At 31.4% G+C, this 16,392-nt stretch carries 13 protein-coding genes; 9 read left to right on the forward strand and 4 right to left on the reverse strand.

Annotated features, from left to right (window positions below):
• Positions 1-57 precede the first annotated feature (57 nt).
• On the forward strand, positions 58-1,662 hold the full coding sequence (locus tag KHA98_RS02895; RefSeq protein ID WP_213255071.1) for a hypothetical protein: 1,605 nt from the start codon (positions 58-60) through the stop codon (positions 1,660-1,662).
• Positions 1,663-1,770: 108 nt separating this feature from the next.
• On the opposite strand, the gene KHA98_RS02900 is transcribed toward KHA98_RS02895, so the two are convergent.
• Complete coding sequence (locus KHA98_RS02900; RefSeq protein WP_213255073.1) at positions 1,771-2,373, reverse strand: CDP-alcohol phosphatidyltransferase family protein; 603 nt, start codon at positions 2,371-2,373, stop codon at positions 1,771-1,773.
• 2 nt (positions 2,374-2,375) lie between these two features.
• Positions 2,376-3,116, reverse strand: a complete 741-nt coding sequence (locus KHA98_RS02905) for an LA_2272 family surface repeat-containing protein (RefSeq protein WP_213255075.1) — start codon at positions 3,114-3,116, stop codon at positions 2,376-2,378.
• A 103-nt stretch (positions 3,117-3,219) separates the two neighbouring features.
• Between KHA98_RS02905 and KHA98_RS02910 the strand changes: the two genes are divergently transcribed.
• From KHA98_RS02910 to rpe, 8 genes are all read left to right on the forward strand, one after another.
• Positions 3,220-4,182 carry a hypothetical protein gene (locus KHA98_RS02910; protein WP_213255077.1) on the forward strand — a complete coding sequence of 321 codons (963 nt, stop codon included), beginning with the start codon at positions 3,220-3,222 and terminating at the stop codon, positions 4,180-4,182.
• A gap of 150 nt (positions 4,183-4,332) precedes the next feature.
• Positions 4,333-5,076 (forward strand): hypothetical protein, encoded by a 744-nt coding sequence (locus KHA98_RS02915; protein WP_213255081.1) that lies wholly within the window; start codon positions 4,333-4,335, stop codon positions 5,074-5,076.
• Complete coding sequence (locus KHA98_RS02920) at positions 5,077-7,863, forward strand: TonB-dependent receptor (protein ID WP_213255083.1); 2,787 nt, start codon at positions 5,077-5,079, stop codon at positions 7,861-7,863.
• Positions 7,864-7,868: 5 nt separating this feature from the next.
• Positions 7,869-9,092 carry a DUF4249 domain-containing protein gene (locus KHA98_RS02925; RefSeq protein ID WP_213255085.1) on the forward strand — a complete coding sequence of 408 codons (1,224 nt, stop codon included), beginning with the start codon at positions 7,869-7,871 and terminating at the stop codon, positions 9,090-9,092.
• Positions 9,093-9,105: 13 nt separating this feature from the next.
• On the forward strand, positions 9,106-10,338 hold the full coding sequence (locus KHA98_RS02930; protein WP_213255087.1) for a DUF4249 domain-containing protein: 1,233 nt from the start codon (positions 9,106-9,108) through the stop codon (positions 10,336-10,338).
• 14 nt (positions 10,339-10,352) lie between these two features.
• Positions 10,353-12,137, forward strand: a complete 1,785-nt coding sequence (locus KHA98_RS02935) for a hypothetical protein (RefSeq protein ID WP_213255089.1) — start codon at positions 10,353-10,355, stop codon at positions 12,135-12,137.
• Positions 12,138-12,355: 218 nt separating this feature from the next.
• Positions 12,356-13,219, forward strand: a complete 864-nt coding sequence (locus tag KHA98_RS02940) for a sigma-70 family RNA polymerase sigma factor (protein WP_007804760.1) — start codon at positions 12,356-12,358, stop codon at positions 13,217-13,219.
• Between the two features lie 319 nt (positions 13,220-13,538).
• On the forward strand, positions 13,539-14,201 hold the full coding sequence (gene rpe, locus KHA98_RS02945; protein ID WP_213255092.1) for a ribulose-phosphate 3-epimerase: 663 nt from the start codon (positions 13,539-13,541) through the stop codon (positions 14,199-14,201).
• Between the two features lie 185 nt (positions 14,202-14,386).
• Here the strand turns inward: rpe and glsA are convergent, their stop codons facing one another.
• Positions 14,387-15,418 (reverse strand): glutaminase A, encoded by a 1,032-nt coding sequence (glsA, locus tag KHA98_RS02950; RefSeq protein ID WP_213255094.1) that lies wholly within the window; start codon positions 15,416-15,418, stop codon positions 14,387-14,389.
• A 119-nt stretch (positions 15,419-15,537) separates the two neighbouring features.
• The gene (locus tag KHA98_RS02955; protein ID WP_213255097.1) at positions 15,538-16,320 is read right to left on the reverse strand and encodes a DNA/RNA non-specific endonuclease; all 783 of its coding nucleotides are present in this window, start codon (positions 16,318-16,320) and stop codon (positions 15,538-15,540) included.
• Positions 16,321-16,392 lie beyond the last annotated feature (72 nt).

Raw genomic sequence — 16,392 nt, forward strand, 5'->3', positions numbered from 1 at the left:
TTTTTACTCTTATTAGTAAATTTTACTTATAAATCCAGCGCTCAAAACAATATGTTTTTGGGCACAGAATCAATATTAGTTAAAACAAACACCTCGGTAGTCCTGACCGGCGAAACACTGTTCTATCAAATATATTGTCTAAATAAAACGAATGTATTTTCTGATATCAGTGAAATTGCATATTTAGAAGTAATTAACGATCAGAAAGAAAGTATATTTAAGACTAAAATTAGTCTAAAAAATGGAATCGGATCCGGTGATTATTTTATTCCAACGACATTAAAAACAGGGAACTATAAACTTATTGCTTATACAAACTGGATGTTAAACAATAGTCAAAATACCTTTTTTGAAAACGATTTTACCATAATAAATCCGTTTCAGGAACATATCAATATGACAATTGACAGCACATTTAAAAACCTTAGCACTTATAAAGACAGAACAAAAAGTATATCCGAAAGCGCTCTTTTAAGTCTTGACAAAGAAAAATATTCTAAAAGGGAGAAAGCCAGACTTACCATATCAAAAACATTAGATAGAGGAAATTATTTTTTAAACATCAGAAAAATAGATTTTATACCTGCAAATGCAAATAACGAAACTATTAATACTGCCATAAATTTAAAACAAGACATAAGGATACTTCCTGAAGCAAGAGGCGAAATTATAACTGGATATATTACTCCGAAATCCGGAGCTTCTAATTTAGACTCAAAAATAGTTACACTATCTTTTCCCGGGAAAAATTTCATCTTCAAAACAACCCAAACAGATAGCAACGGAAGATTCACTTTTTTAATTGATAAACAAACCAGTACATCAGATTGTTATTTACAATTATCAGAAACTGACAAAGAAAATTATACTATCGCAATAGATAAAACACCGGGTCCGGATTTATCAAATTTAATTTTCTCCAATAAGACCTCTATTTCTGGCAAAAATTTGAAAGCAATTCAAGAGCGCTCATTGGCAACTCAGGTAGAAAACGCTTATTTTTCACAAAAAAAAGACAGTCTTATCGAAGCTATCCATACCGATTTCTTTTTTCAGCCTACCGAAAAAAAATATAATCTTGATGATTTCGAAAGATTTAGAACATTTAAAGAGACAATAATAGAAATTGTTACTGATCTTAATTTTAGAGATTACAATCAGGTTCCCTCATTATACTTAAGCGATTCCAGATACAATACAATACAATCTCCTGAGCCTTGTCTGGTTTTGGTTGACGGACTACAAATTCAGGATATAAATGCACTATTAAATTACAATGCCTATCAAATTCAAGATATTAGCGTTGTTAACAGACCCTACTGTTATGGTCCTAAAATATTCAACGGAATTGTTAGTATCAGTACAAAAAATAACGATTTTGCCACTGTTTACACTGATAAAAATATTTTAAAAACAACAATCTTAAGACCCGAACCTGCAAAAGTGTATTTTCAACCAAACTATGAAACATCAAGTTCGCTTGGCCGAATTCCTGATTACAGACATCAATTACTTTGGAAACCTAATATAACTTTTAAAAATAGTGATATGACAATCTCTTTTTATACCTCTGACATTTCCGGAGATTATGAAATCATGTTAGAAGGAATTACTGAAACAGGAAATTATGTTCATTTTTATAAAACATTCAAAACGGAATAAATAATTCAAATCTCTTAAAAGATAATCTTTGGCCCGGTTAAAATTTACTAGCTAAAAACCCCAGTTCAAATGAATAAACTGGAGTTTTTAGCTAGTATTTCGCAAGAATTATCCATTAAACAATGTATGTCTTTTGATTGATTTTCCTTTTCGAATTAAATAAGCATGGTAAGAACTAGGAACATCGTGTGTCCATTTTGGTAAAAAATATATTATCAGATAAACATCAATATGTCCTATAATTCCAAAAAATACTGCAAGAAAAAACGGAATTCCAGCATGACCAAAACCAATTATCGAAACAAAGGCAACTAACAATGTTATACCCCATAATTTAGATAAAAGAGCATGTGTACAAGTTTCTTTTTTAAATTTTAAAAAACTAAAAACATAAGTTAACGCCTCCATTAAAAAAATCAAAATAATAGAATATTTATGTTCAATGATAATTTCAGGATTTAGCAACCACGCACACCAGCCTACACAAATCCAAAAAATTAAATCTGTCTGACTATCCATTCTCCTTAATTTTTCTGATGACACCTCAAATTTTCGAGCAATAATACCATCAAAAATATCGGTTAATAATCCTAACACCATTAATGAAACCAAAATCATTCTAACATGAACCAAATCATTGTTTGCAATGAAAATCATGACAAAACCTAACAGTAATCTAATACCAATAAGCAATAAAGGAACTTTTTTCATTATTACCAATTTAAAAAAGGCATTGACCTTTTGTTGTTACTATTCCATAATCCTAATTGTAATCCTTTAGAACTAGATTTATTAAAAATTCCAACCTGAACACCTCTATTAATTAGAGCCTGATTAAAAATCCCAATATGCAATCCCTTAAGCTTATAAGATTGATTATAAACCCCAATCGTTGAGCCAGTCATTTCATTATTAGCATTAAACACACCAATTGAAAGCCCGTTTTGATGATCCGAAATTGTCCCTAAAACAGTAACCGAAAGTCCATTAAAATTGTTGAATTTATTTCCGGCAGAAATATTCAATCCATTCATGCTCGTTTTAGTAAAAAAACATCCTGAGCTTATGTTTAATCCATTTAATTTTAGATCAGGAGTGTAATCCCAATTCTTAATTTTATACTCTTTTTCAATTGTTTTCACAATTCTAATTTCGTTCCGTTCAATAATTTCCGGCAGATAAAATATCGACACAAAAGCTAATAAAGCGCCAACTGCCGGAGCCGGATTTGCTTCTATATTTAATCCATTAATAGTTTGCCTATCTACATTTCTATTTTCAACATGTCCAAAACCAAGTACTAAACCATTTACTTTATCTACTTTTTTAGACATTGGTGAAAGACTGAAAATTTGCGAATGCAAGGGAACTGAATCGTTTTTAATCAGAACTGAATTCTGACTGTAAGAACATCCAAAAACAAAGCTAACGGCTATTAAGACTGATATCTTCATAATATTTTCTTTAAAAATTACAGAGCAAACCTATTGCAATTATCACATATTAATTTGCTTTAATCAATAAAAACATTTATTATATTTGTGATTATCGCAAATTATGAAATATCAGGAATCCTTTTTAAAAGCGCTTCGCTCAAAAATCCCCAAATCAGCTTCTATAATAGAGGAGATTGCTGCAGTTTTAGAAATAAGCTATGATGCATCGCATAGAAGAATTTCTGAAAAAAGTAAATTTTCGATTGATGAAACGATCAAATTAGCAGATCATTTCAATATTTCGCTAGATAATTTATATTCAAAAAAAGAAAAAGTTATTGTTGAAAAAACAATTGAAATAGAAACATTAAAAGACATGTTGCACTATTTTAAATCATCAGCAGAACAAATTGAAGTGTTGACCAAAAACAAAAACACCATTCTTTTTTATTCAGCAAAAGACATTCCGTTGTTTTATTTTATGGATGGAACTATTTTATCAAAATTTAAAGCTTTTGTCTGGCTGAACTTATTAAATAAAAACAATAAAAAAACCTCGTTTGAACATTTTGTTGTTGACGAGTCTTTTGCAGAATATATGCAAAAATTAAAAAAAGCATACGAGAATACTGCTGTCAATGAAGTTTGGAACGACACGACTATAAATAGTAGTTTACAACAAATTCTATATTTTTATGAGGCAGGACTTCTAAATCTAAAAAATGCGAATGCTCTATGTATAGATTTAAAAAGAATCATTAATTCAATTAAAGTAAAATGCAATGAAACTAATGATAAATTTTCTATTTACTATAATGAGCTCATATTATTGAACAATAATATGCTTATCGAGACCGAAGAAAAACTCACTATGTTTGTTCCTTACACTCTTTTGGGATACTTTATTACTGACAATGAGGAAAGCTGCAAAAATGTACATGAATTTTTCAAACAGCAAATCCAAAACTCTGTGCCTTTAAAACTCTCAGGAATAAAAGAACAAAATCTGTTTTTTAATAGGGCCATCAGAAAAATAGATTATTATCTAGAAAAAATAAACTCTCAGGTCGATTTACATTTTTAATTACAAGACTTCTTGATTTTAAGTTTGTGGCGTTTTTTTCATAAAAAACATACATTTTGTTATATTTTAACAATTGTTCATGCTTTTTGTAGGATTATTTTAATAATTTTGAGAAACCACCAAAAACAAACCTTAAAACCACTGAATCCTTTGAAAAATTATCAAAAGAAGGCTTTATATCTATTAATATTTAGCACTATCTCAAACGTTTCGTATTTATATTCCCAAACTTCTGACAAATCTTCAATTTACGAATTCTTTGACAACAATGTTGGCAGAGACAATTTAAACATAAACAATGGTGTTTTGCATAGCGAACCTTTTAGGCCAATTGCCGAAAAACACAGATACTATATCAACGAGTTTAACGCTGGAAGTTTAGGTTTTGAAGATGAAATTTACGACAACGTTCTACTTAAATATGATATTCATCAGGATCAATTGATTTTCAAACAAAAGGATCAAACAGATAACCTTGCAATCAATCTGATAAAAGACAAGGTTAATTTTTTCAGCATTAAAAACAAAAAATTTGTCAATTTAAAATCTGAGGCATTAAAATTTCCTAGTATCATAAATGGCATATACGAGGAAAATTATGTTGGAGATCTTGTATCGCTATACATAAAACATCACAAAGAAAAAATTAAAGTTTTTCAGTCCGATGGTGTCTACTACAACTATATCTACAAAACGGATTACATCATCAAGTACAACAATTATTTTTATAAGGTTGATTCTCAAAAAGAGGTAAAAAAGATATTTCCTTCTGTCAAAAAAGAAATTAATAATTATTATAAAGTTGACAAAAAGTTAGAACATTCAGACAAAACCCAATTCATGGAAAATCTAACAAAGCAAATCAATAGTTTTTTAAAAAAAAGTTCGACATAAATGAAAAAAATTACTCTTCTACTCTTTTTTTTACTCGCCTTTCAACAAATTATCTATAGTCAGGTTATAAGTGATAAAGTTTCTGTCGATTTAAAAAATGCAAATCTAAAAACAGCCATTCAAAGCATCGAGCAAACCTCTCATTTTAAGTTTTATTTTGATGAAAGATGGCTTGAAGCAGATAGCACCGTTATTTCAAAACAATTTAAAGAAGTTCGTATTTCTGAAGTCCTGGAAGATATTTTCCAGAACACGAGTATCAATTTTTTTGTTTCAGAAAATAAAATCATACTTAGCAACAATAGTATAATTTACAATCAGCTTCCTGATGATTACTTTGGAATTCCATTGGAAAAAGACGAAAACGGAGAACCATTAACTCCTATTTTTTACCAACAATTTGATTCCTTAAAAAGAACAAACACCAGAAATCCGAACAAAAATCTTCGAGACATTATCCTCATCGGAAAAGAAGGAAAAAATCAAAAAAAGAAAACCTATACCCTTTCCGGATATATAAAGGGAGGAAAAAATAAGACCGGAATCGCGAATATTTTGGTAAAGATTCCTGAAACTGAATTTACCGCAGTAACAGACAAAGAAGGACATTACAAATTACAGGTTCCTGCCGGAGTAAGTACAGTTGAAACCGAAAGTTTTGCTTACGATAAAGTATCCAAGAAAATCATGGTTTACAATGATGGAACGCTCAATTTTAATGTTACCGATAACATAAATCAACTTAATGAAGTTTTAATTAAAACAAACAAAAGCAAAACAGCAAAATCAGCCATTACAGGAGTTACAACCATAGATGCGGAAGGAATCAAAAATGTACCTCTGGTTTTAGGAGAACGTGACATTTTGAAAGTAGCCTTAACTTTACCGGGTATTAAAACTGCAGGAGAAGGTTCTGCAGGTTATAACGTTCGAGGTGGTAAAGAAGATCAAAATTTATTTTTATTAGATCAGGCTGTTTTATATAATCCTTCTCACTTTTTCGGTTTTTTTACCGCCTTAAACCCTTACACAACAAAAAAAGTTGATATTTATAAAGGAAGTATCCCTGCTGAATTTGGAGGCAGATTATCTTCGGTTTTTGATATAACCTCAAAAACAGGAAGCTATGACAAATTTGAAGGAGAAGGTGGCATTGGTCCGGCAACCAGTAACCTTATGCTTTCTACTCCAATTGTAAAAGGAAAATCGAGTCTTGTTGTTGGAGGAAGAGCGAGTTATTCTGACTGGATATTAAAAACTCTTGACGACGAGGATTTAAAAAACAGTCAGGCTTCATTCTATGATTTAATTTTAAAATACAATCATAAAATCAATAACAACAACGATATCGAATCTACCTTATATTATAGTCATGATAAATTTAGCGTTTCATCTGATTCTTTGTACAAGTACAGTAATCGTTTAGCCACACTAAAATGGAATCATACATTCAATGAAAAAAACAAAGGTTCGTTGATATTAACCAATAGTGAATATAAATTCAATATTGATTATGAATCGACCGGCTTAAACTCATTTGATTTTGGCTATAAGATCAACGACACACAGGCTGCACTTAAAATGACTTATTTATATAATGATAAGCACAAAATATCATACGGAATTTCAAGCAAATTGTATGGAATTAATCCCGGATATTTAAAACCTACAAATCCTAACTCATCGTTAATTCCAGTTGAAATTGAAAAGGAACGAGGTCTTGAATCTGCTGTGTATATAGGTGATAATTTTAAAATCACAGATAAATTCTTATTGGATTTTGGTTTGCGCTATTCCAGATTTTCTGCTTTAGGTGAATCCACTCAAAGACTTTACCAGCCAAATCTTCCAATTAGTGATGCAACCGTTACAGAGACCAAAACCTACAAGAACAATGAAGTAATTAAAAGTTATGGCGGTTTTGAACCCAGAATTGCAGCTCGTTATTTTATAATGGATGATTTTTCTGTGAGAGCAAGTTATGATAAAACCTATCAATACATTCATTTATTATCTAATAACACAACACAATCGCCAACTGATATCTGGAAACTTTCAGATTTAAATGTTAAACCAGAAGATGCGCAACAATTTTCACTTGGTTTTTATAAGAATTTAAAAAATGATGAATTAGAATTAAGTCTGGAAGGATATTATAAAAAATCAAATAATATTTTAGATTATAAAGTTGGTGCCAGTTTATTATTAAATGAAAATATTGAAACTGAACTTTTACAAGGTCAGGGAAAAGCTTATGGTGTCGAAGTTCTTTTGAAAAAATCTGAAGGTCGTCTTAACGGATGGTTAGGCTATACGTACTCAAGATCTTTAATTAAACTTAACAGCCAGTTTAATGAAGAAAAAGTAAATGACGGTAAATACTTTGCATCAAATTTTGACAAGCCTCATGACTTCAGCGCGGTTTTAAATTACAGAATTACAAAACGTTACAGTTTTTCAAGTAATTTTATATATCAAACGGGTCGCCCGATTACATATCCAATCGGAACTTATGATTATGGAAATGCGCAATACACTGTTTATAGTGATCGTAATAAATTTAGAATTCCGGATTATTTCAGGTTAGATCTTGGTTTTAATATTGAAGGAAATCATAAAATTAAAAAGTTAGCACATAGTTTTTGGAACATCTCGGTTTACAATGTTTTAGGCAGAAACAATCCGTATTCTGTATTTTTCGTAACAGATCAGGGGCAAATTAAAGCCTATAAAACATCTATTTTCTCGATTCCGATTCCTAGTATTACTTACAATTTCAAGTTTTAAAAATCATGAAATATCTTAAAAAAATATACCTTTTTCTCGTTCTTGCTTTCGCTGTAAGCGGATGCACGGAGCAGTATGTTTTTCAAAATACAGATTTTGAAAGTGCGCTTGTTGTTGAAGGTACAATTACAAATGAATTTAAAAATCAAACTATAAGAATTTCTCAGGTTTATCAATTGGAAGAAACAGGACCACGATATGAAAAGGGTGCTAATGTTTATATTACCGATGATAAAGGAAATGAATATCAATTTGAAGAAAAAGATACACTTTATGCTTCTATTACAGCATTTAAGGCAGAGCCTGGCAGAAAATATCAGCTAAAAATCAAAACAAAAGAGGGCAAAAATTATACTTCTGATGAACAAACCTTAACAACTGAAACCAAAATAGAAAACATGACGGCAACAGTAGAAACTGTTGAAGGACAAAGAGGTGTAGAAATAAATGTAAACAGTTACGATCCTACAAATACCTCAAAGTATTACCGATATGAGTATACTGAAACCTATAAAATAATTGCTCCTAAATGGGACTCCAGAAAAACAATTTTACAATCATTTCCCGCAATCCCTCCAGATCCGGAAAATGATTTTCCAGGGAGTCCTGGCGGAGAAGGTATTTTAGTAATTCCAAGAACAACAGAAACTCAAACTTGCTTTTCAACCAAAAACTCTGATAAGATCTTGTTAACCAACACAAGCGGAAACAGTGATGATCGCGTTCATTATCCTGTTCGTTTTATCAGCGATCAGAATTATATTATGTCACATCGTTATACTATTTTCGTAAAGCAATATGTTCAGAATTTAGCGGCTTACACCTTCTACAAAACATTAAGAGATTTATCAACTTCCGGAAGCGTATTGTCTCCTAAACAACCAGGATTCTTTTACGGAAATATAAAATCTGTAGAAAATCCTTCTGAAAAAGTTATTGGTTTCTTTGAAGTTTCTTCGGTTTCTTCAGATAGAATTTACTTTAACTACAAAGACTTGTTTCCTAATATGCCTCTTCCTCCCTATTATGAAAGCGATTGTGAACAACGAGAGTATTTAGATTGTGAGGGAGATCCTCCTTGTAGCGGAATTCCGTTACGTTCTTCTATACGTTCCAATTCCCTTGTACACTTTTCATCGAGTGCCAGCACTTATTTTATGGTGAAACCTGCCTGCGGGGACTGCACTACATTTTCATCTAATATAGTTCCTCCATTTTGGATAGATTAATTCTTTAAAACTTATGAAATATTTTATACTTAAAATATCTTTTTTTCTTCTCTTCATTATAGCTTTTACAAGTTGTACGGAACAATATGCTTTTAAAAACAGTAATTTTGAGAGTGCTCTTGTCGTTGAAGGTACCATTACAAATGAAACAAAAAATCAGACTATAAAACTTTCTCAAGTATATCAGCTTGATGAAACAGGACCAAAATTTGAAACAGGTGCCAATATTTTTGTTACTGATGATCAGGGAAATGAGTATCAATTTGAACAAAGAGATACTATGTATGTTTCTCTCGTACAATTTCGAGCTCAACCTGGTAGAAAGTATCAGTTAAAAATAAAAACAAAAGACGGCAAAAATTATACTTCTGATGAACAAACTTTAACCACCGAAACTAAAATCGACAACGTAACTGCAACTGTTGAAACTGTCAAGGGAGAAAGAGGTGTTCAAATCAATGTAAACAGCTATGACCCAACTAATACCTCAAAATATTACAGATATGAATATGCCGAAACATACAAAATAATAGCACCAAGATGGTATACTTTTAAAGCTGATGTTGTGTTCAATCCGGCAATACCACCCGATCCTATTAATGATTTTCCTGGCCAGGCAGCCTCAGAAGGAATTGTCGTAACACGCAGAACTACTGAAACCAAAACCTGTTTTTCTACTAAAAATTCTGAAGATATAATTTTAAACAACACCGGTGGCCTTAGTGAAGATCGTGTACACTTTCCTGTACGATTTATTAGTGACCAGAATTATATCATTTCTCATCGTTATAGCATTTTTGTAAAACAATATGTTCAGAATTTGGCGGCTCACACTTTTTATAAAACATTAAGAGATTTATCATCTTCAGGAAGCGTACTTTCACCTAAACAGCCCGGATTTTTTTACGGAAATATAAAATCTGTAGAAAATCCATCCGAAAAAGTAATTGGCTTTTTTGAAGTTTCTTCTGTTTCATCAGAACGAATTTATTTCAATTATTCTGATTTGTTTCCAAACGAACCTCTTCCTCCCTATTACGAAAGTGATTGTGAGCCAGAGGCATATTACAACTGTGACCTCCCAGAGCCTCCATGTCGAGGAGCAGCTTTACGCTCAATAATTCGTACAAAATCACAAGTGCTTTTTTCATGGGATTCCGAAATCGTTTATGATATGGTTAAATCTGCTTGTGGAGATTGTACTACTTTTTCATCTAATATCGTTCCTCCATTTTGGGTAGATTAATTTTTTTAGCACATATGAAACAATTTTCAACATACAAACAAACCTTAATTTTGGATCTAATAAAACGTTCTGTAATTTTAGTTGCTATTTTAGTAAGCGCTTTTAGTTTTGCTCAGCCTCGTGTTACTGATAATTTAAAAACATCAACACAGGAAACTATTTTTCTTCACGCTAATACTTCAACTTTTCTTACGGGTGAAACATTATTTTATAAACTATATTGTTTAAATCCTCTTAACAACAAGCCTAGTCAAATAAGTAAAATAGCTTATATTGAGCTTGTGGATAATGAGAAAAATTCGCTTCAAAAAAACAAAGTCTATCTGGAAAAAGGAATTGGAGCTGGTGACTATTTTATTCCTACTACTTTAAAAACTGGTAATTATAAATTAATAGCCTACACCAAATGGATGCTAAACAATCCTAAATCACAAACTTTCGAAATTGATGTTTTTATAATAAATCCTTTTCAGACGCAGGAACCAAATGAAAACGTGACTTTTGACAGTACTCAAAAAAACAACATTTCATCATCGCAAGTGCAAACTAATTCTTATGCTGATAATGAAAAAAGAATTGACTTTGAGTTTGATAAAGAAAGCTATTATACGAGAGAGAAAGCAACTTTAAAAATCAAATCATTAACTGAAACGATCGAAAAAGGGAGTTACTCTGTTTCAGTGCGAAAAACAGATCAAATTCCAACAATAAAACAAACCACACCACAAGAATTTATAGCAAAAACAGCTGGCAGCTATGAGAACAATACTATTACTTCTTATGTTTATATTCCAGAATTAAGAGCTGAATTAATTACGGGTTCAATTGTATCAAAAACCAATAATGCAATAAGTAATAAATCTATTTCACTTTCATTACCCGGAAAAGAATATGTACTGAAAATAGTTAAAACAAATTCAGAGGGGAAATTTGCATTTTTGCTGGATCATTTTCCAAATTTTTCAAGTGCAATTATGCAAATTATTGATCCAAATCCTAGTGATTATAGCATTGTTTTAGATCCGTTTCCAACCTTTGATACCTCAAAACTTAAGTTTTCATCAAAATTAAATTTAACTGAGGGCCTCAAAAGTGATATCGAAGATCGTTCAACAGCGAGCCAGATTCAAAATGCTTATTATCAAACTAAAAAAGACAGTTTAGTTCAGGAAGCTGTTATTAGCCCCTTCTTCAACACAATAGAAAAAACATATTTACTAGATGATTACACCCGTTTTCCGACTTTAAAAGAAAATGTAGTCGAAGTAATAGTTGAGTTATATTACCGAAAAAACAATGGTAAATACCAATTGAGAGTTAGAAATGATCATAAAGATCTGGAATCTTATGGACCACCTTTAGTGATTGTCGATGGACTTCAAATTCAGGACCCAAGTGATCTTTTTGAATACAATATGGGTAATGTTGATAAAGTCAGTCTTATTACAGAACCTTATGTTTACGGACCTGATTTATATGGCGGACTTATTAGTTTTGAAACCAAAAACAGTGATTTTGCTACTAATTACGTTAAAAAGTATTTAAAAACAACTGATATTCAAAGGCCAAATCCTGAGAAAGTTTACTACAATCCCGATTATAATTCCGGAAATACTTTAAAAAGAATTCCGGATTACAGATATCAATTGCTTTGGAAACCCAATTTAAAATTAGATCAAAAAGAAGACAACATCTCTTTTTATACTTCTGATTTAAAAGGAAATTTTGAAGTTGTTCTTGAAGGTTTTACAGAAGAAGGAAAACCGGTTTATGTTTCAAAAAACATTACCGTAAAATAGAGGCTTCTGTAGCACATAATTTTTTTTTACAATAGTTTTTAATTAAATCGGAAAGTATTTTACTCTTCCGATTTTTTTATGTATTTAATAATCAGAGCAAATAACCTTTTAAAAATAGTAAAATCATAAAAGATTAAAATATTTTTATTTAATTGTAACTTTTTTGATACTTCATACGTATAACTATTTGTACACTTAAAAATTGAGGAGACAAAAACATGAGACAACTTAAAATCACCAAGCAGGTAACTAATCGTGAAACTGCATCGTTAGATAAATATCTACAAGAAATCGGAAAAGTTGACCTAATTACCGCTGATGAAGAGGTAGAATTAGCACAAAGAATAAAAGCAGGTGATCAAAGAGCATTAGAAAAATTAACAAAAGCCAACCTACGTTTCGTTGTATCGGTTGCTAAACAATATCAAAATCAAGGATTAACTCTTCCTGACTTAATTAACGAAGGAAACTTAGGTTTAATTAAAGCTGCACAACGTTTTGATGAAACCCGTGGTTTCAAATTTATCTCTTACGCAGTTTGGTGGATTCGTCAATCGATCCTTCAGGCATTAGCAGAACAATCCCGTATCGTTCGTTTACCTTTGAACAAAATTGGTTCTATCAATAAAATCAACAAAATGTATGCATTATTAGAGCAATCTAATGAGCGTCCGCCTTCTGCTGAAGAAATTGCAAAAGAACTAGACATGACTGTAAATGACGTAAAAGAGTCTATGAAAAACTCTGGTCGTCACTTATCAATGGATGCACCTCTTGTTGAGGGAGAAGATTCTAACCTTTATGACGTTTTACGTTCTGGAGAATCTCCAAACCCTGACAGAGAATTAATTCACGAATCTTTACGTACTGAAATCGAGCGTTCTTTAGAAACATTAACTCCAAGAGAGGCAGATGTTGTTCGTTTGTATTTTGGTCTTGGCGATCAACACCCAATGACATTAGAAGAAATTGGAGAAACTTTCGATTTAACTCGTGAGCGTGTACGTCAGATTAAAGAAAAAGCAATCCGTAGATTGAAACATACTTCAAGAAGTAAAATCCTTAAAACTTACTTAGGATAAACAATACAAATTTCAATATTTGAAATCCCAAATTCCAACTTATAATTGAAATTTGGATATTTTTAAATTGGAATTTTACCACAAACAACAGTTTGATTGACTGTTCGTTTTTTGATTGATGATTGAAACTCCGGCTGATTACCGGAGTTTTTTATTTATTTACTAAACCATTAAGACATTAAGTTTCATAAAGAAAAGCTTAATGATCTCATCAAACAAGCGAATTAAGATTTAAAACTTAATTTTCTTAATCTCTTTATGGTTCAAAAAACATGCGGTTAAAAAAATTATCTTTGTAAAGAAAAACAACACACTACAAATGAAAAATACACTTATTGCTCCTTCTGTTCTTGCAGCTGATTTTGCTAATTTACAGCGTGATATCGAAATGATTAACAACAGTCAGGCAGACTGGTTTCATATTGATATTATGGATGGAGTTTTTGTTCCGAATATCTCTTTCGGAATGCCCGTTTTGGAAGCGATTTCAAAACATGCCAAAAAATATATCGATGTGCATTTAATGATTATTGATCCGGATCGATACATTAAAACTTTTGCAGATTTAGGCGCCAATGGTCTAACTGTACATTACGAAGCCTGCACACATTTACACAGAACTTTACAAGCTATTAAAGCCGAGGGAATGAAAGCCGGAGTTGCCATCAATCCGCATACTAATATTGACTTATTAGAAGATGTTATAAACGATATCGACTTAGTTTGTATTATGAGTGTTAATCCAGGTTTTGGAGGTCAGTCTTTCATCGAAAATACTTATGCTAAAGTTGCAAAACTAAAAGCTTTGATTACACGCAAAAATGCTTCAACCTTAATTGAAATTGACGGTGGCGTAACCAGCAAAAATGCTAAGCAATTAGTAGAAGCAGGAGCCGATGTTTTGGTTGCAGGAAGCTTTGTTTTTAAAGCCGAAAACCCTACTCAAACTGTAGCTGAATTAAAAGCTCTTACTAGTTTTTAATTTTTTTTTGCTCTATATAAAATACAAAAAGTCCTAAAATAATTTTTAGGACTTTTTCATTTTATAATACATCTATTTTTATACCGATTGCATATTCAATATAGTCCAATTGCATTGTACTATTTTCATATTACATCGGCATTATACCAGAAAAAATTAGATTAAACAATAAATATTAAGTGGTATTATTTAGGCTCAACCCAATAAGGATTTACCTTAAGCTCTTCAACAATATATTGAATAACTTTTTGCGCCTTTAAACTGTTTCCGAATTTATCTAAAGGAGGAGAAATAACAGCGATTCCAAATTTACCCGGACATACTGCTAACATTCCTCCACCAACACCACTCTTTGCAGGAAGACCTGAATTAAACAACCAAATACCTGAATTATCATAAAGCCCAGCGGTTGCCATTACTGGTAAAGTGTACATAACTGTAGCCTGACTTACAACTTTTTTCTTAGTAACCGGATTAACTCCTCCATTTGCAAGTGTGGCGGCCATTGTAGCTAAATCTTTTGTATTAACATTTAATGCACATTGTTTCGTGTAGATATCCGTAGCCTGAACCGGATCAAAATACATCCTGTCATAAGCCAATAATAAATGCGCAATGGCCTGATTACGTAAATTATCTCCTGCCTCACTAATATAAACAGGACGATTTATAGAAAGTTCTCTACCTGCAAAGTCGCTTTGGATTTTCATGATTTCTTTCCATTTTGCAACAGAATCATTACCTCGCACAAGACTAGTTGCCGCGATCGCACCAGGATTCACAAGAGGATTGATTTTATCCCCTTTATGCATTTCTACCGCAACAATAGAATTAAAAGGTAATCCGGTCGCATCTACGCCTATTTTTTCCTGCAAAACAAGAGGCCCTTGTTCTTCAATTACTTTTGCCATGGTAAACACTTTCGATATACTCTGTATAGAAACCATAGAAGTTATATCACCTTTAGTATATACAGTTCCGTCTGTGGTAACGAGCGTAATTCCAAAAAGATTGGGATCAACATTGGCTAGTTCTTTAATATAGTCAGCATTTTTTCCTTCTTTTAAATCTTTAAATTTATTAAAGGCATTATTAAGAACACTTTCTATATTTTGCTTTGTTAATGTTGTTTGGGAGTAACTCTGATTTATAATAAAAGTAGTCATCAAAACAACAAAAATCAATTGTTGTTTTATTCTGAGAAAAAGGTAGTCCATGATATTTTTTGTTTAAAATTAGTCTTTTAAACAGGTAAATAAAAATTACGCTTTATTTTTTATAACAATATATTACTTTCAAAACGCTTAAAGCGTCGATAATCAGCGTACTATTTAAATTAAAAACTCTTGTCGCTTTCCAGATTTTTTAAATTCGGAAAGAAATCTATTTTGGTCATTTTTTCTAACGTTTCAATAGGAACTACAAAATCATAAATAGATTTATCGCTGTCTTCATTTGGAACCAGAAAAGCAATTGCTTTATGTTCTTTTCCAGATTTAGCCACGACGATTTTATAAAAATATTGAGGGACAGAGACATTTTCTGTTCCTATTTTTTTATCAGAATCTTTCAAAATTCCGCCCGTAACAACATAAATATCATTGTATTTTCCAGCCCAGTAGCGTGTTTTTTGTTCAATTCTGTTCCAGATTCCACTGTTGAAATCATGTTTTTGTGGTGAAATATTTGAGGTATAAAAGGTGTCGTTATAAGCATCCTCATTAAACTCCATATCTCCTGCTGGGCATAAATGTCCTTTATCATATCCGGATTTTTTATAATTCCTCCAATCAGCAGAACCTGTCGTTACTTTTGGATCTTCAATAAAATACGGACGTTTATAATCTGCATTTTTCAAATATTCCTTTTTTAATTCATAAGCAACCCATTCAGCCTGCTCAAATTTTTCATTATAAGAAAGCGTGTAATATTTGTGCTTTACGATTTGCCCCGTTGTTGAAGTTGGCAAATAGGCAACAGTATATAAAGAATCTGAATTATTTTGCACTGTAGCAAAAGAAGTCTGTTTTTCTTCCTTCACCTCTGTTTTTTCTACATTTTCTTTTTTACAGGAAAACAATACAAAACCCATCAAACCTAAAATAATACAATTCTTCATCTATTTTATTTTTATTAAACTTACAAAAAAACGCTCCATAAATTTTAAATCTATGGAGCGTTTTAATAACAA

This window comes from Flavobacterium branchiicola (assembly GCF_018383905.1).
In the GTDB taxonomy this organism is placed as follows: Bacteria; Bacteroidota; Bacteroidia; order Flavobacteriales; family Flavobacteriaceae; genus Flavobacterium; species Flavobacterium branchiicola.